This window comes from Xanthomonas sp. 3498 (assembly GCF_014199795.1).
GTDB classification, from domain to species: Bacteria; Pseudomonadota; Gammaproteobacteria; order Xanthomonadales; family Xanthomonadaceae; genus Xanthomonas_A; species Xanthomonas_A rydalmerensis.
Genome location: NZ_JACHOH010000001.1, coordinates 996,816 through 1,012,740 on the forward strand (window position 1 = coordinate 996,816; position 15,925 = coordinate 1,012,740).

The 15,925-nt window shown below is 71.0% G+C and carries 13 protein-coding genes; 7 read left to right on the forward strand and 6 right to left on the reverse strand.

The genetic code is table 11. From position 1 onward, the window contains the following. Nucleotides 1-72: 72 nt before the first annotated feature. From GGR66_RS03975 to def, 6 genes are all read right to left on the reverse strand, one after another. Nucleotides 73-1,347 (reverse strand): O-antigen ligase, encoded by a 1,275-nt coding sequence (locus GGR66_RS03975; protein WP_184447287.1) that lies wholly within the window; start codon nucleotides 1,345-1,347, stop codon nucleotides 73-75. A gap of 54 nt (nucleotides 1,348-1,401) precedes the next feature. Then, a complete protein-coding gene (locus GGR66_RS03980) occupies nucleotides 1,402-2,436 on the reverse strand; it encodes a glycosyltransferase (RefSeq protein ID WP_184447288.1) in 1,035 nt (344 codons plus the stop codon). Nucleotides 2,437-2,512: 76 nt separating this feature from the next. Then, nucleotides 2,513-4,228, reverse strand: a complete 1,716-nt coding sequence (locus GGR66_RS03985) for a glycosyltransferase family 39 protein (RefSeq protein WP_184447289.1) — start codon at nucleotides 4,226-4,228, stop codon at nucleotides 2,513-2,515. 25 nt (nucleotides 4,229-4,253) lie between these two features. Beyond that, nucleotides 4,254-5,573: a 16S rRNA (cytosine(967)-C(5))-methyltransferase RsmB gene (rsmB, locus tag GGR66_RS03990; protein WP_184447290.1), complete on the reverse strand. Its 1,320-nt coding sequence runs from the start codon at nucleotides 5,571-5,573 to the stop codon at nucleotides 4,254-4,256. 168 nt (nucleotides 5,574-5,741) lie between these two features. Then, nucleotides 5,742-6,665 (reverse strand): methionyl-tRNA formyltransferase, encoded by a 924-nt coding sequence (fmt, locus tag GGR66_RS03995; RefSeq protein ID WP_184447291.1) that lies wholly within the window; start codon nucleotides 6,663-6,665, stop codon nucleotides 5,742-5,744. Between the two features lie 112 nt (nucleotides 6,666-6,777). Further along, nucleotides 6,778-7,290, reverse strand: a complete 513-nt coding sequence (gene def, locus GGR66_RS04000; protein WP_184447292.1) for a peptide deformylase — start codon at nucleotides 7,288-7,290, stop codon at nucleotides 6,778-6,780. A gap of 138 nt (nucleotides 7,291-7,428) precedes the next feature. Here def and GGR66_RS04005 point away from each other — a divergent pair, with 138 nt between their 5' ends. From GGR66_RS04005 to GGR66_RS04035, 7 genes are all read left to right on the forward strand, one after another. Beyond that, nucleotides 7,429-8,565 carry a LysM peptidoglycan-binding domain-containing protein gene (locus GGR66_RS04005; RefSeq protein WP_184447293.1) on the forward strand — a complete coding sequence of 379 codons (1,137 nt, stop codon included), beginning with the start codon at nucleotides 7,429-7,431 and terminating at the stop codon, nucleotides 8,563-8,565. An 81-nt stretch (nucleotides 8,566-8,646) separates the two neighbouring features. Continuing rightward, the gene (gene dprA, locus GGR66_RS04010) at nucleotides 8,647-9,801 is read left to right on the forward strand and encodes a DNA-processing protein DprA (protein ID WP_184447294.1); all 1,155 of its coding nucleotides are present in this window, start codon (nucleotides 8,647-8,649) and stop codon (nucleotides 9,799-9,801) included. Between the two features lie 43 nt (nucleotides 9,802-9,844). Continuing rightward, a complete protein-coding gene (locus GGR66_RS04015; RefSeq protein ID WP_010340686.1) occupies nucleotides 9,845-10,318 on the forward strand; it encodes a DUF494 family protein in 474 nt (157 codons plus the stop codon). Between the two features lie 21 nt (nucleotides 10,319-10,339). Beyond that, the gene (locus GGR66_RS04020; RefSeq protein ID WP_184447295.1) at nucleotides 10,340-11,062 is read left to right on the forward strand and encodes a pilin; all 723 of its coding nucleotides are present in this window, start codon (nucleotides 10,340-10,342) and stop codon (nucleotides 11,060-11,062) included. A 39-nt stretch (nucleotides 11,063-11,101) separates the two neighbouring features. Next, the gene (locus tag GGR66_RS04025) at nucleotides 11,102-12,043 is read left to right on the forward strand and encodes an RDD family protein (protein ID WP_167087856.1); all 942 of its coding nucleotides are present in this window, start codon (nucleotides 11,102-11,104) and stop codon (nucleotides 12,041-12,043) included. Nucleotides 12,044-12,281: 238 nt separating this feature from the next. Next, nucleotides 12,282-14,768, forward strand: a complete 2,487-nt coding sequence (locus GGR66_RS04030) for a DNA topoisomerase I (protein WP_184447296.1) — start codon at nucleotides 12,282-12,284, stop codon at nucleotides 14,766-14,768. Nucleotides 14,769-15,054: 286 nt separating this feature from the next. Further along, the gene (locus GGR66_RS04035) at nucleotides 15,055-15,615 is read left to right on the forward strand and encodes a Sua5/YciO/YrdC/YwlC family protein (RefSeq protein ID WP_184447297.1); all 561 of its coding nucleotides are present in this window, start codon (nucleotides 15,055-15,057) and stop codon (nucleotides 15,613-15,615) included. The last annotated feature ends 310 nt before the right edge of the window (nucleotides 15,616-15,925 follow it).

A 15,925-nucleotide genomic window follows, 5' to 3' on the forward strand; every position in this document is an offset into this window, starting at 1 on the left:
ATCCGGAAGTCAGGCGCGGTGCCGGCGGCCGGCGCCAGGCGCCGCGCCGCCCGGCGATGCGGGACCGGCAGTCTACCGGCTTCGCGCGGCGCCTTCAGCGCCCTGGGCCGGCTCCGCCTCGCGCGCGGCCAGCCCGATCAGCACGCCGACCAGCGACACATAGAAACCGGTACTCACCTGGTGCGCGAACATCGACTGGGTCATGCCGCACAGGACGTAGGCCACCACCACCATGATCCCGGCCGCCGCGGCGCCATGGAAGTGCGGCTGCGGCCGGCGCCGGTACAGGCGCAGCAGCAGCCACAGCGGCACGCCGTACACCAGCAGGATCAGCACGGTGCCGGGCAGGCCCTGGGTCGCGCTCCACTCGGCCAGGTCGTTGTGCGCATGTCCCAGGTGGCAGCGCTCGACGAACGCCTTCCGGCAGTCCGGCAGGCGCAGCATGGCGTTGTCGAAACGGCCCACGCCGACCCCGACCACGGGGTGCTCGACGAAGGTCGCCGCCGCCACCTGCAGGCGTTCGATGCGCGCGCCGGCCGAGGAATCGCTGTCGCCGCGCTCGTAGCGCTGCACGTCGTGATGCAGCTCGGCCAGGCGGGTCTGCTTGGTCAGCGCCGGCACGCTCAGCACCAGCACCGCCGCCAGCGCGGTGCACGCGCCCAGGATCATCAGCCGCGTCGCGCTGTCGCGCCAGCGCAGGCACAGGGCACTGGCCACCAGCAGCAGCAGCACGCCCAGCCACACGCCGCGGCTGCCGCTGAGCAGGATGACGATGCCGCCCGCCACCACCGCGGCCACGGCCCACGGCCACTGTCCACGCGGCCGGCAGAACACCGCCAGCACCATCAGCATCAGCACTACGTCGGCCAGCACGATGGCGTTGGTCCAGCCCTCGGCACGCGGTTGGCCCTGCAACACCTGCACGCTGGCCAGCACCAGGGCAGCGAGGATGCCGAACAGCGCGCCCCACCACAGCAGGCGCTGCGGCGGCCGCAGCGCATAGGTCCACAGCGCCGCCCACGGCAGCACCAGGAAGCGGGTGCGGTTGTCGATGTCCTTCAGCGGCTGGCCGAAGTACAGCACCGAGCACAGCGACAGCCCGATCACCAGCAGCGCCAGGATCCACAACCAGCGCACCGACGGCTGCATCGGCGCCACCGCCTGGCGCAGTTGCGGCAGTGCCAGCAGGCTGGTCACCAGCAGCAGCAGGCCGAACGGCAACAACCCGCTGGGCATGCTGATCACCAGCGCCGGCAGGCACAGCAGCGCAAGCGCCGCGCCACGCTCGGCCAGGGCCTGGCGGGAGGACGCGGAAACGGCGTGGCGTGGCGCGATGGGCTGGGACATCAAGGAGGGAAGGCCGTGGGGATGGGGTGGTCGGCGATGATCCGGGGCGCTTCCCTAACCCGGCCTGACCTGTTCGCGATCGGCGCCGCGGCTGGCTGGCAAGGCCGGCGGCGGGGTCTCCCCGAGCAAGTCGGCCACGGCCGCGCGCAGGCGCTCGCCGAACTCGCGTCGGCGCGCCTCGAAGAAGCCGCGCGCGGCGGTGCCCAGCGCATCGCACTGCATCGGCGACAGCGCCAGCGCCTGCGCCATTGCCCGCTCGAGGCCGGCGGCCTCGATCCGGTAGCGCACGCCGAAATTGTCCGGGCCCTCGCCGACCGGATCGATCAGCACGCCGCGCTCGGCGCTCACCAGCTCGTTCATCGGCGCGCCGTCGGTGGTCACCACCACCGCGCCGACGCTCAGCGCTTCCATGATGTAGTGGCCGAAGCCCTCCACCTCGGACGGGCACAGGTGGAAGCGGTGCGCGTTCTGCAGCCGCCGCAGTTCCTGCTGGTCCAGGTAACCGGTCAGGTAGTCGATGTTCTCGGCCTCGATCGGGTGGGACTTTTTCGCGCTCTGCACCACGGTCAGCCGCGGCCACTCGGGGTGCCGCGCCCAGGTCTGCAGCAGCAGCGCGGTGCCCTTGGCCGAACTGCGCCCGGCCACGTGCAGGCAGGCGCGTTCGCGCGGTACCTCAGGACGGTAGCAATCGTCGCTGCAAAAGCCGATGAAGGCGGTCGGCGCCATCGTGGAAAAACGCTGCTCGGCCTGGCGGGTCTTGCACAGCACCTGCGCGAAGCGCGGCAGGCAGCGCAGCCACTTGTGCCGGAACCATTCCGGGTTGGGGATCAAGGCATTGCGCAGGCCACTGCCCAGGCAGCGCGGATACACCCGTTCCAGGAAGATCTGCAGGTCGGCGCGCCCGAACAGCAGGCTGCGCAGGAACAGGCGCAGTTCGCGCAGGCGGTTGGCGATGCGCACGGTGCCGAAACCCAACACCTCGACGCGGTAGCGGCCGGTTTCCCGCAGCAGGTCGGCGACCACCTGCAGGTCGCGGCTGAGGCCGCCGCCGTTGTCGCGGCTGATGACCCGGATCAGGCGTGGCGGCACGCGTGCCCCCCGGCCCGCGCGGCACGCTGGCCTTCAGCGGCACCCGCGCCACGCAGCCGCAACGCGCGGGCGCGGCTCATTCGAGGCGATCCTTGTCCTGCTCGCGCAGGCGATCGAAGTCTTCCTGAGTGGCCACGCAACGGCCATGCACGGCATTGGCCGGGACCAGCCACCAGTTGCGTCGGTTGGATACGCCGGCCAGGACACTGGCGTGACGGTCGACGCAGCCCAGCATCGCCGCCTCCTGCACCAGCAGCCAGCGCCGCTGCGGCGCTTGCGCCTGCCAGGCGATGCCACGGCGCAGTTGCTCTTCCCACGGCACCACGAAACCGAAGGTCGTCGCGGGGCGGTCGGCCATCAGCAGGTTCTGCTCCTTCCAGGCGACCAGGCCGAGTTCGGCATCCGGGCCGATGCGGCGCCCGACCGACTCCATCACCCCGCGCGCGGAACTGGACATGTTGATCAATGGGTACACCAGCAAGCCGGCCATCGCCCAGACCATGGTCAGGGTCGAGACCGTCGCCAGTTCCGGGCGGCGCCGCGCGAACATGGCCAGGCTGGCCACGCCCCACAGGCCGATCGCCAGCAGGACCCAGGCCAGCACCTGCACCGTGGCCAGGTCGATGCCGCGATCTTCCATCATCCGCGCGCGGAAACCATGCCCCAGCAGGATCGCCGCACCGACGCCGCCCAGCGCCAGCGTCAGCAGCGCGGTGAACGCCAGCAGCAGGCGCTTGACCCCGGTCTTGCGCAACAGCCCGGGGATCAGCGGCCCCATCGCCAGGCACAGCATCGGCAGCGCCGGCAGCACGTAGACGTCGCGCTTGCCGGTCGGGATCGAGAAGAACAGCACCACCAGCGCCCACCAGGCCAGCGGCAGCAGATAGCGCGCATCGCGCCGGCGCAGGCGCCGCGCCCAGGCGGGGATCGCCCACGGCAGCGCCAGCAGCACCGGCAGCCACATGCTCGGCATCACCCCGAAGAAGTACAGCGGCCCGTGCGCGTGGTCCCAGGACTTGGCGTAGCGCCCGGCGGTCTGCCGGAACAGGATGTCGTTGAGGTAGGCGTGGTACTCGGGCGCGTTGCTCGACAGCGCGGTGACCACCATCGGCACCAGCCAGATCGATACCGCCGCCAGGAACGCCAGCGGCCCCAGCCAGAAGCGCGCATCGCGCAGGCCGACCCGCACACCGCGCCAGTGCGCCAGCGACGCCGCCGCGGCCGGCAGCAGCATCAGCAGCGCCAGCACGCCCACGCCCTTGGTGATGGTGCCCAGCCCGGCGGCGAACCAGCCCAGCGCCCACAGCCGCCAGTCCGGCCCGCGCAACAAGTGGCGTAGCAGCGCGTAGTTGGCCAGGGTGATGAAGAACACCACCAGCGGGTCGATCTGCGCCTTCTTCGCCTGGTAGGTGAAGTGGAAGGCGAACAGCAGCGCGTAGGCCGCGTACATGCCGACGCGGCGCGTCCACAGGCGCCGGCCGAGGTCGTAGACGCAGGCCAGCGTGCCCAGCCCGGCCAGCAGCGACGGCAGCAGGAACGCCACCCGCCAGTTGCCGAACAGCGTGTAGAAGCTGGCCTGCAGCCACATCAGCATCGGCGGCTTGTCCGAGTACAGCTCGGTGCCGCGGTGCGGGAACAGCCAGTTGCCGCTCTCCACCATCTGCTTGGCGACCAGCGCGAAGCGCGGTTCGTCGGCCGGGTGCGGATCGCGCAGGCCGAGGCCGGCGCCGAGCACCAGCACGGCCAGGATGGCCAACAACCAGAACTCTCGGGAGGCGCGGGTCTTCAGCATGGGAAGCGATGATACCGGGGCCGGTTCACGCCGTCTTGCGGAACCGCGCGTAGTAGAAGCCATCGCAGTCCTGCTCGCCGGGGAAGCGCTGGCGGCCACCGCCGGAGGCATGCCCGCAGGCCGCGCCCGGGTCCTCCAGCGCCGCGCCGGGTTGCCGCGCCAGCAATGCCTGCACCTGCCGCGCATTCTCGTCCTGCAGCAGCGAACAGGTGGCGTAGACCAGCACCCCGCCCGGCCGCAGCACCTGCCAGGCGGCGTCGAGCAGGCGCGCCTGCAGCGCCTGCAGCGCGATCACGTCCTCGCGTCGGCGATGCAGCAGCACGTCCGGCTGGCGGCGCACGATGCCGGTGGCCGAACACGGCGCGTCGAGCAGCACCGCGTCGAACGGCTCGCCATCCCACCAGTCCTGCGGCTGCGCCGCGTCGGCGACCTGCAGGTGCGCCTGCGCACCGGCACCGGTGCGCGCGAAGGTCTCGCCGACCCGCGCCAGACGGCGCGCATCCACGTCCAGTGCAGTCAGGCGCAGACCGGGATCGCGTTCGAGCAGGTGCGCGGACTTGCCGCCGGGCGCCGCGCAGGCGTCGAGCACGCGCGCGCCCGGCGTCGGCGCCAGCACGTCGGCGACCTGCTGCGCCGCGCCGTCCTGTACCGAGACGCGCCCGTCGGCAAAGCCCGGCAGGGCGCTCACCGCCATCGGCGTGTCCAGGCGGATGGCATCGGCCAGCAGCGGCGACGCCTGTGCGGCGATGCCGGCCGCGGCCAGTTCCTGCAGATAGGCGTCGCGGGTGCCGCGTTGGCGGTTGACCCGCAGCCACAGCGGCGCCGGCTGCTGGCTGGCGGCGAAGATCGCCTCGGCCTGCTGCGGCCAGTCGGCGTGCAACGCGTCGCGCAGCCACAGCGGCCAGCCCGCGTCGGCGGCCACCGCCGGCAGCCCGTCGCGCAGCGCGCGCCGCAGCAGCGCGTTGACTAAGCCGGCCTGGCGTGGCCGATCCAGCGCGCGCGTCGCCTCCACCGTCGCCGACAGCGCCGCGTGCGGCGCCAGGCCCAGCGCATCGAGCTGGGCGAAGCCGGCCAGCAGCAGCCCGCGCAGTTCGGCGTCGCGCTGCGGCAACTGCTTCTGCAGCCACATCCGCAGCGCCGCCTCGTAGGCCGGGCGGCGGCGCAGCACGGCAAAGCAGATCGCCTCCACCAGCGCGCGGTCGCGCGAATCCGGCAGGGTCGGCAATGCAGCGGCCAGCTCGGCCTTGAGCGATCGACCGCGGTCGATCACCGCCGTCAGCACGCGGGCGGCGACCACCCGCGGGGCCACGCCCGGCGGCCACGCAGCGGCGGGCGTCATGGTCATCGGCAGACGCTCCAGGACGCGTCATCCGCTCGCGCGCGTGCCGCTTCGTGGTTACGCGCGGGGAAGGCGGAGATGCGCGAAGCGGTGCCCCGCCCACACCTCAGCGAGGACGCGGCCAAGGCGGCGCCCGCCTGGCCCAACGCGGCGTACGCAGGCATGGCCGACGCCTCAGGCCAGGACCGGCAGGTCGCGGCGTGCGTTGAGGTAGTCGGCGGCGGTGATCGCCTTGCCGCCGTCGCGCTGCAGCACGCGCAGGCGCAGCGCGCCCTGGCCGCAGGCGATATCGATGCCCTGCTTGGACGCGGTCAGCACCGTGCCCGGCGGCTGCCCGTGCGCCAGGTCCAGCGCGATCGCGCCGCGCACCCGCACCCGCTCGCCGGCCAGCACCGCCTCGGCGACCGGCCACGGATCGAAGGCGCGCACCTGCCGCGCCAACTGCGCCGCCGGCTGCTGCCAGTCCAGTCGCGCCTGCGCCTTGTCCAGCTTGTGCGCATAGGTGACGCCGTCCTGCGGCTGCGGCTGCGCCACCGGGCGCAGGCCGGCGCGCAGCAGGCCCAGGCCATCGGCCAACACCTGCGCGCCGAGCGCGGCCAGGCGGTCGTGCAATTGGCCGCCGGTCTCGTCGGCACCGATCGGGGTGCGCTGCGACAGCAGCACCGGGCCGGTGTCCAGCCCCGCTTCCATCTGCATCAGGCATACCCCGGTCTCGGTGTCGCCGGCTTCGATCGCGCGCTGGATCGGCGCGGCGCCGCGCCAGCGCGGCAGCAGCGAGGCATGCACGTTCCAGCAGCCATGGGTCGGGATCGCCAGCACCGCCTTGGGCAGAATCAGCCCGTAGGCCACCACCACGATCAGGTCCGGCTGCAGCGCGCGCAGCGCCTGCAGCGTCTCCGGCGCGCGCAGCGTCTGCGGCTGCAGCACCGGGATGCCGCGCGCCACCGCTTCCAGCTTGACCGGCGACGGGGTCAGTCCGCGGCCGCGCCCGGCGGGCCGGTCCGGCTGGGTGTAGACCGCGACCACTTCATGGCGCTGCGCAGCCGCGCGCAACGACGGCACGGCGAAGTCCGGCGTACCGGCGAAGACGAGTTTCATTGGGCAGGGATTCGGGATTGGGGAGTGGGGATTCGCAACGACGGGGCTCGGCGACCGGAAGGGATCCGATCGCTCTGACGAATCCCCAATTCCGAATGCCGAATCCCGGCCGTCAGGCCACGTGCTTGCGCGCCTTGGCCAGCTTCTTGCGCACCATTTCGCGCTTGAGCGGAGACAGGTAGTCGACGAACAGCTTGCCGTCGAGGTGGTCCATCTCGTGCTGCACGCACACCGCCAGCAGGCCGTCGGTGCTCAGTTCCTGCGGCTGGCCCTGGCGGTCCAGGTAGCGCACGGTGATGGCGTCGGCGCGGGTCACGTCGGCGTAGATGCCGGGGACCGACAGGCAGCCTTCCTGGTACACCTGTTCGCCATCGTGCTGCACGATCTGCGGATTGATGAACACCTGCGGGGCGTTCTTCTCCTCGCTGACGTCGATGACCATGAAGCGCTTGTGCACGTCCACCTGGCTGGCCGCCAGGCCGATGCCCGGCGCGTCGTACATGGTCTCGAACATGTCGTCGAGCAGGCGTTGGAAGGCTGCGGAGGTGACCTCGGCGGCGTCGACCGGCACCGCCTTGGTACGCAGGCGCGGATCGGGGAATTCGAGAATGGGGAGCAGGGCCATAGCGGTACCCAAGATGGGGGCGCCGGACGATTCGGCAAGACCTGCGGATTCTACCCGTTTCTGCGCCCGGCGCTTGCGCCCGCACCAGGGTTCTGCACTATAGTGCGCGAACCTGTTGGGGAATCAGGCTCCGCGCTCATGTTCAATCGACTCCGTACGGTCGTCGCCGTGGCGATGCTCACCGTGGCGACCTACGCTGCTTCCGCCAGCATGGCTGCCGAACACCCCGACACCTACGTGGTGCGCAAGGGCGATACGCTGTGGGACATCGCCGGGCGCTTCCTCGGCAAGCCCTGGCTGTGGCCGGAGATCTGGCAGGCCAATCCGCAGGTGCACAACCCGCACCTGATCTACCCCGGCGACGTGCTCAGCCTGGCCTACCTGGACCGGGTGGCGCACGCCGAGGTCAAGCCGGGCCCGCGCCAGGACGCGCCGATCGACGCGATCCCGCTGGCGCAGGTGGAGCCGTTCCTGAAGAACCTGCGTGTGGTCGACCGCATCGACAACCTGCCGTACGTGGTCGGCACCGAAGACAACCGGCTGCGCGCCACCGACGGGCAACTGGTCTACGCGGTCGGCCTCGGCCAGGCCCAGGCCGGGCAACGCTACGCCGTGGTCCGCCCGACCGTGCGCTACCTGCTGCCCAAGCTCAGCGACGACCTCGACGCCGAAGGCCGCAGCATCCCCGGCAGCGGCAACCTGTGGCAGACCTTCGTGCCGCCGGACAAGCGCCGCGAGTCTCTCGGCTACGAACTGGCCCAGGTCAACATCGGCACCGTCGCCCGCGTGTCCGCCGACGGCCGCCAGGCCACCGGCCTGCTGCTGCAGGACAACGCCCGCGAAGTGCGTGCCGGCGACCGCCTGATCCCGGTCGAGGCGCAGCCCTACGACCTGCAGTTCGTGCCGCATCCGCCGTCCGAGCAGGCGATGGCAGCCGGCCTGCGGGTGCTGGCGGTGGCCGACGCCTTCAGTGCGGCCGGCCCGCGCGACGTGATCGCCATCTCCGGCGGCCGCCGCGAAGGCATCGACAACGGCACCGTGGTGTCGCTGTGGCGCCATGGCACCCGGGTCAACGACCGCGTGCGCCACCCCAACACCTCGCGCGCGGACGACGGCTTCACCGGCGGTAGCGGTTCCACCGTGGCGCTGCCGGACGAGTACGCCGCACACGCGATGGTGTTCCGCACCTTCGACAAGGTCAGCTACGCGCTGGTGATGGACGGCATCAAGCCGACCCGGATCGGCTACGACGTCAAGCACCCGGACGCACGCTGACCCATCGCCGAGGCATCCCCCTACAGCGATTGCAGACGGCGCCCGAGGGCGCCGTCTGCGTGTGCGGCCTAGGCTGGGCGCATGTCCAGTCCGGCCACCGCCCCCGCCCACACACCCACCGATCCGGCGCTGCTGCGCCTGTCGCTGGCCGGCGGCGCCAGCGCCCCACGCCGGCGGCTGCTGGAACAGCACGGCAGCCCGGCCGCGGCGCTGGCCGCCGGTCCTGCCGGCTGGCATGCCGCCGGCCTGGATACAGCGCAGATCGCCGCCCTGCAGCAGCCCGACCGCACCGCGCTGGAAACCGCCGAGCGCTGGCTGGCGCAGCCAGGTCGGCACCTGCTCGGCTGCCACGATGCCGACTACCCAGCCCTGCTGCGGCGTACGCCCAACCCGCCGCTGGCGCTGTACGTGGACGGCGACCCCTCGGTGCTGTGGCACCCGGCCGTGGCCGTGGTCGGCAGCCGCGCGCCCAGCGCCGGCGGCCGCGACAACGCCTATGGCTTCGCCCTGGCCCTGGCCGCGGCCGGCTTCGCGGTGACCAGCGGCATGGCCAGCGGCGTGGATGCCGCCGCGCACCGGGCAGCGCTGTCGCGCGCGGACGGACTGACCGTGGCGGTGGTCGGCACCGGCCCTGACCTGGCCTACCCGCGCCAGCACGCCGCCCTGCGCAGCCAGATCGCCGAACGCGGCGCGGTGGTCAGCGAGCATCCGCCCGGCACGCCGGCGCGGGCGGGCCATTTCCCGGCACGCAACCGGATCATCGCCGGGCTGAGCCTGGCGACCCTGGTGATCGAGGCCGCCACCCGCTCCGGCGCGCTGATCACCGCGCGGCTGGCCGCCGAGGCCGGGCGCGAGGTGTTCGCCCTGCCCGGCTCGATCCACAACCCGCTGGCGCGCGGCTGCCATCGGCTGATCCGCGACGGCGCCGGGCTGGTGGAAAGCGCCGACGAAATACTGGCAGGCGTTGCGCCCCTGGCCGCCGAACTCGCCGACGCCTTGCGCGGGCGCCTGAACGCTCCCACACAGGGAACCAGCATCGCGCGCGCCGCCGCACCGGCCTTTCCCCATCCCGACTACCAGCGCTTGTGGCAGGCGCTGGGCCACGACCCCATCTGTATGGATTCAGTGATCGCACGCAGCGGATTGACGGCCGCAGCGGCGTCCTCCATGCTGCTGGCCATGGAACTGGATGGCTACGTGGCGGTCGAACGCGGTCGTTACACCCGCAAACCCTAGTTTCTTCACCTCCACAGCGTCTCGCGACGCAGGCCGAGGGGCAATGAAAGAGAGCATTCTGGATGTCCTGCTGTACCTGTTCGAACACTATTTCAGCGAAGACGCGGATCCGGTCCGCGACCGCGACTCCCTCCAGAATGGCCTGATCCAGGCCGGTTTCAGCCCCACCGAGATCAGCAAGGCGTTCGACTGGCTCGACGCCCTGGCCGACCAGCGCCCGGCCGTGGCGCAGCCGCGCATCGATGGCCCGATCCGCATCTACCACGGTCCGGAGCTGGACAAGCTCGACGTGGAATGCCGCGGCTTCCTGCTGTTCCTGGAGCAACACGGCATCCTCGACAGCGACCAGCGCGAACTGGTGCTGGACCGGGCCATGGCCCTGGACCAGGACGAGCTGGACCTGGACGACCTGAAGTGGGTCGTGCTGATGGTGCTGTTCAACCAGCCCGGTGCCGAGGCGGCGTACGCGTGGATGGAAACGCAGATGTTCGTCGACGAGCCGGAGCCGGTTCACTGAGTCGCTGACGGTCGCGCACGGATGCACGAAGACACTCCCTCCCCGACGCTCTGGTACTACGTCGATGCCGCACGCGAGCGGCACGGCCCGTTGTCGGCGCCCGCCCTGCTGGAACGCCTGCACGACGGTCGCCTGCAGCGCGAGACCCTGGTCTGGCACGAAGGCCTGCCGGAGTGGCGGCCACTGCACGCGGTCGCCGCCGAGTTGGGCCTGCCCGACGCGCCCGCTCCGCCCCCCTTGCCGCCGCCGCTCCAGGCAGCCGCTCCCGCGGGCCCGGCTGCCGTCGCTGCGCCACGCAGCGGCCTGTCCGGCTGCGCGATCATGGCCATCGTCGGCGCGGTCGGCGGCGTGCTGCTGGTCGCGTTCCTGGGCATCGCCGCCGCGATCGCCCTGCCCGCCTACCAGGACTATCTGGCCCGCGCGAAGGTCGCGCAGGCGCTTGGCGACCTGGCGCCGCTGAAGGACCAGATCGCCGCGTTCGCCGCGCAGGAGCACCGCTGTGCGGTGAACGGGGACACCGGCTTCGGCACCCCGCAGAGCTATGCCGGTACGTCCATCGCGCAGGTGCGGATCGGCCGCTTCGACAACGGCCACTGCGGTCTGGAAGCCACGCTGCGCCTGCCCGAGCACAAGCGCCTGGATGGCAAAGCGCTGTGGCTGGACTACGATGAGCGCACGTCCGCCTGGAACTGCAGTTCCGATCTGGACGACCGCGACCTGCCGGTCCACTGCCGCGGCGGCTGACCGGCGCACCGTTTTCGACTGCAATTCCCGGGGAAAAGAATGACTGAGTGGTACTACGCCGATGCGGCGCAGCAGCGCCATGGGCCGCTCGCGGCCGCCGACCTGCAACAGCGCTTCCAACGCGGCGAGATCGGGCTGTCCACCCTGGTCTGGCGCGAAGGCCTGAGCGAATGGCGCACCCTGGCCGAGTTCGTCGACGAACTCGGCCTGACCCAGGCGCCAGCCCCGGCCCCTGCGCCGGTCCTCTCGGAGGCCGGCGCAGAAGTGCCGCCGCCCGCCCCGACCCCGGCCGTGCCCGACGCCTGGACCGCCCCCGCCGCGGCGACATCGCCCTACGCAGCGCCCAGCGCCGTGCTCGACGGCGGTGTGCGGGTGGTCGGCGGCGGCGAGGTGGTGCAGGCCGGTTTCTGGAAGCGCGTGGCCGCCTACCTGATCGACGCGTTCCTGGTCGGCATCGTCGCCAACGTGATCCAGTTCGTGGTGATGCTGGGCTTCTTCGGGATCAGCGGCTTCGGCAAGCAGCCCGACTTCGCCACCGCCGCCGGCATCGTCATGCTGCTCCTGCTGTACCTGCTGCCGATGGCGATCTCGGCGCTGTACTACGGCCTGTTCCACGCCTCCACCAAACAGGCCACGCTGGGCAAGATGGCGGTCGGCATCAAGGTGGTGCGCACCGACGGCAGCCGCATCACCGTGGCTCGCGGCGTCGGCCGCTATTTCGGCTTCATGCTGAGCAGCCTGACCCTGGGCATCGGCCTGCTGATGGCGGCCTTCACCGAGCGCAAGCAGGCCCTGCACGACATGCTCTGCGACACCCTCGTGGTGGACAAGTGGGCCTACACCGACCACCCGGAATGGCAGCAGCGCAAGCTGGGCACGGTCACCGTGGTGATCCTGTCGCTGTTCGGCCTGCTGATGGCGGGCGTGGTGCTGCTGGTGGCGCTGGCGATCGGCATGGCCGCCAAGGGCGGCTGGCACTGAGTCCGGCAGGCTCCGGGAGCCGCACTGCCACCTGCACGGCGACCCGGCCGGCCGGCACCGGCTTGACAGTGGGCGCCGGACATGCCCACTAATAAATAAGCGCCGTAGCTGAACGCCCGGGGGTTGCGCCCCGGGCGTCGGCTTCTCTGCAAGACCGCAACGCTTCACTAACCGGAGCAATTGCGCCACCCTACCGCCCCCAGGGCGTCCGCCCACGCCCATCGAAGCCCAACCCGCCATGTCCAAGCACCTGCTCATCGTCGAATCGCCCGCCAAGGCCAAGACGATCAACAAATACCTCGGCAAGGATTTCCACGTCCTGGCCTCGTATGGGCACGTGCGCGACCTGATCCCGAAGGAAGGCGCGGTGGATCCGGACGACGGCTTCGCGATGCGCTACGCGCTGATCGACAAGAACGAGAAGCACGTGGAGGCCATCGCCAAGGCGGCCAAGGCGGCCGAAGACATCTACCTGGCGACCGACCCGGACCGCGAGGGCGAGGCGATCAGCTGGCACATCGCCGAGATCCTGCAGGAGCGCGGGCTGCTCAAGGGCAAGCCGCTGCACCGGGTGGTGTTCACCGAGATCACCCCGCGCGCGATCAAGGAAGCGATGGCGCAGCCGCGGCAGATCGCCGGCGATCTGGTCGATGCGCAGCAGGCGCGCCGCGCGCTGGACTACCTGGTCGGCTTCAACCTGTCGCCGGTGCTGTGGCGCAAGGTGCAGCGTGGCCTGTCCGCCGGCCGCGTGCAGTCGCCGGCGCTGCGCATGATCGTCGAGCGCGAGGAGGAGATCGAAGCCTTCATCGCCCGCGAGTACTGGTCCATCGCCGCCGACTGCGCACATCCCTCGCAGCACTTCAACGCCAAGCTGATCAAGCTCGACGGGCAGAAGTTCGAGCAGTTCACGATCACCGACGGCGACACCGCCGAGTCCGCGCGCCTGCGCATCCAGCAGGCCGCGCAGGGCGCGCTGCATGTCACCGACGTGGCCAGCAAGGAGCGCAAGCGCCGCCCGGCGCCGCCGTTCACCACCTCCACCCTGCAGCAGGAAGCCTCGCGCAAGCTCGGCTTCACCACCCGCAAGACCATGCAGGTCGCGCAGAAGCTGTACGAAGGCGTGGCGATCGGCGACGAAGGCACGGTCGGCCTGATCTCGTACATGCGTACCGACTCGGTCAATCTGTCGCAGGACGCGCTGGCCGAGATCCGCGACGTGATCGCCCGCGACTACGGCATCGCCTCGCTGCCGGACCAGCCCAACGCCTACCAGACCAAGTCCAAGAACGCGCAGGAAGCGCACGAAGCGGTGCGCCCGACCTCGGCGCTGCGCACCCCGTCGCAGGTGGCGCGCTTCCTGACCGACGACGAGCGCAAGCTGTACGAGCTGATCTGGAAGCGTGCGGTGGCCTGCCAGATGATCCCGGCCACGCTCAACACCGTCAGCGTCGACCTGTCGGCCGGCAGCGAACACGTGTTCCGCGCCAGCGGCACCACCGTGGTCGTCGCCGGTTTCCTGGCCGTGTACGAGGAAGGCAAGGACAACAAGAGCGCCGAGGACGAGGACGAGGGCCGCAAGCTGCCGGCGATGAAGCCCGGCGACCGCGTGCCGCTGGAACGCATCCTGGCCGAGCAGCACTTCACCCAGCCGCCGCCGCGCTTCACCGAAGCGGCGCTGGTGAAGGCGCTGGAAGAGTACGGCATCGGCCGTCCCTCGACCTACGCCTCGATCATCCAGACCCTGCTGTTCCGCAAGTACGTGGAGATGGAAGGCCGCAGCTTCCGCCCGTCCGACGTCGGCCGCGCGGTATCCAAGTTCCTGTCCAGCCACTTCACCCAGTACGTGGACTACGACTTCACCGCCAAGCTCGAGGACGAGCTCGACGCGGTCTCGCGCGGCGAGGAGGAATGGATCCCGCTGATGTCGCGCTTCTGGGAACCGTTCAAGGAGCTGGTCGAGGACAAGAAGGAGTCGGTCGATCGCGCCGAAGCCAGTGGCGCGCGCGAGCTCGGCACCGACCCCAAGACCGGCAAGCCGGTGAGCGTGCGCCTGGGCCGCTTCGGGCCGTACGCGGCGATCGGCAGCACCGCCGAGGACGCCGAGGACAAGCCCAAGTTCGCCTCGCTGCGTCCGGGCCAGAGCATGCACACCATCACCCTGGAGGAGGCGCTGGAGCTGTTCCTGATGCCGCGCAGCCTCGGCCAGGACAAGGGCGAGGAGGTCAGCGTCGGCATCGGCCGCTTCGGCCCGTTCGCCAAGCGCGGCAGCGTCTACGCCTCGCTGAAGAAGGAAGACGATCCCTACACCATCGATCTGGCCCGTGCGGTGTTCCTGATCGAGGAGAAGGAAGAGATCGCGCGCAACCGCATCATCAAGGAGTTCCCCGGCAGCGACATCCAGGTGCTCAACGGCCGCTTCGGCCCGTACATCAGCGACGGCAAGCTCAACGGCAAGATTCCCAAGGATCGCGAGCCGGCCTCGCTGAGCCTGGACGAAGTGCAGAAGCTGCTGGAGGAAACCGGCAAGCCGGTGCGCAAGGGCTTCGGCGCCAAGAAGGCCGCCGCCAAGAAGGAAGCTGCGCCGAAGAAGAGCGCAGCGAAAAAGGCCGCCGCCGACACCGCGGCCAAGCCGGCGGCGAAGAAGGCAGTCAAGAAAGCCGCGAAGAAAACCGCCAAGAAAGCGGTGAAGAAGGCCGCGAAGAAGACCGTGGTCAAGGGCGGCTGAGCCGCTCTGCGGATGGCCCAGGGTGGCCCGATGCGCCCCCTCGGATAGGACGAGCGCGGCCTCCGAGCCGGCTTCTCGCGGTGCCCACGGCGTCTCTCAGCGCCTGAAGATCGCGACACCGCGGTTTTTCCGTAGGGGGGCTTCAGCCCCGACGCGTTATCGGTAAGGCGTCGGGGCTGAAGCCCCTCCCACAGAAAAGCGGCGGGCCGGAGACTTGCGAAAATCCCGAGTCCCGCCCAACCGACCCTCATTGTCCTTAGACGAGGACGTGCCGCATGATGCGCGCATGACCGACCTGTCCCTGAGCCATGCCGTCGCCGTCCTGCGCAAGGGCGGCGTGATCGCCTATCCCACCGAAGCTGTGTGGGGCCTGGGCTGCGATCCGCACGACGAGACCGCCGTGACCCGCCTGCTGCGGATCAAGCAGCGGCCCGTGGACAAGGGCCTGATCGTGGTCGCTGCCGAACTGGATCCGCTGCGCCCGCTGCTCGACCTGTCGGCCTTGCCGGCGGACCGGCTGGCCGCGGTGCTGGCCAGCTGGCCGGGACCGCACACCTGGATCCTGCCCGCCGCCGCGCACGCACCGCCCTGGATCACCGGCGCGCACCAGGGCATCGCCGTGCGGATCAGCGCGCATCCGCTGGTGGCCGCCCTGTGCCGGGCCTGGGGCGGCGCCCTGGTGTCGACCAGCGCCAACCGCGGCGGCGAGCCGCCGGCGCGGCAGCGCAGCGAGCTGGATCCGCTGGTGCTGCGCGACCTGGATGGCCTGATCGACGGCGAGACCGGCGGCCTGGCCCAGCCCACCCCGATCCGCGACGCCGCCAGCGGCGAGATCCTGCGCGCCTGAGGCGCTGGCCTCCGGCGCGGGACGCCGCCGTCCCCTGCATTGGCGCCTTGCGGCAATGGCGCGTTCGATCGACCTGAGCGCTTCGCGCACCCGGACCCTCACCCCAACCCCTCTCCCGGTGGGAGAGGGGCTTCGGCTTCTCCCTTCTCCCCTCGGGACCATGGCCCCCCTTCTCGGGGGAAGGTGCCCCGCAGGGGCGGATGAGGGTACGGGCGCAGCCTCGGATAGACAGCTCGGCGTGGCGCTTCGCGCCCGCACCCTCACCCCAACCCCTCTCCCGGCGGGAGAGGGGCTTTGGCTTCTCCCCTCG

What these genes read in the sequence shown, in the direction of transcription:
- GGR66_RS04015 (WP_010340686.1), top strand. Translation starts at nt 9,845, where the DNA reads ATGAAAGAGAGCATTCTGGATGTCCTGCTGTACCTGTTCGAACACTAT.
- fmt (WP_184447291.1), bottom strand. Translation starts at nt 6,665, where the DNA reads ATGAAACTCGTCTTCGCCGGTACGCCGGACTTCGCCGTGCCGTCGTTG.
- GGR66_RS04035 (WP_184447297.1), top strand. Translation starts at nt 15,055, where the DNA reads ATGACCGACCTGTCCCTGAGCCATGCCGTCGCCGTCCTGCGCAAGGGC.
- GGR66_RS03985 (WP_184447289.1), bottom strand. Translation starts at nt 4,228, where the DNA reads ATGCTGAAGACCCGCGCCTCCCGAGAGTTCTGGTTGTTGGCCATCCTG.
- rsmB (WP_184447290.1), bottom strand. Translation starts at nt 5,573, where the DNA reads ATGACCATGACGCCCGCCGCTGCGTGGCCGCCGGGCGTGGCCCCGCGG.
- def (WP_184447292.1), bottom strand. Translation starts at nt 7,290, where the DNA reads ATGGCCCTGCTCCCCATTCTCGAATTCCCCGATCCGCGCCTGCGTACC.
- GGR66_RS03975 (WP_184447287.1), bottom strand. Translation starts at nt 1,347, where the DNA reads ATGTCCCAGCCCATCGCGCCACGCCACGCCGTTTCCGCGTCCTCCCGC.
- dprA (WP_184447294.1), top strand. Translation starts at nt 8,647, where the DNA reads ATGTCCAGTCCGGCCACCGCCCCCGCCCACACACCCACCGATCCGGCG.
- GGR66_RS04020 (WP_184447295.1), top strand. Translation starts at nt 10,340, where the DNA reads ATGCACGAAGACACTCCCTCCCCGACGCTCTGGTACTACGTCGATGCC.
- GGR66_RS04030 (WP_184447296.1), top strand. Translation starts at nt 12,282, where the DNA reads ATGTCCAAGCACCTGCTCATCGTCGAATCGCCCGCCAAGGCCAAGACG.
- GGR66_RS04005 (WP_184447293.1), top strand. Translation starts at nt 7,429, where the DNA reads ATGTTCAATCGACTCCGTACGGTCGTCGCCGTGGCGATGCTCACCGTG.
- GGR66_RS04025 (WP_167087856.1), top strand. Translation starts at nt 11,102, where the DNA reads ATGACTGAGTGGTACTACGCCGATGCGGCGCAGCAGCGCCATGGGCCG.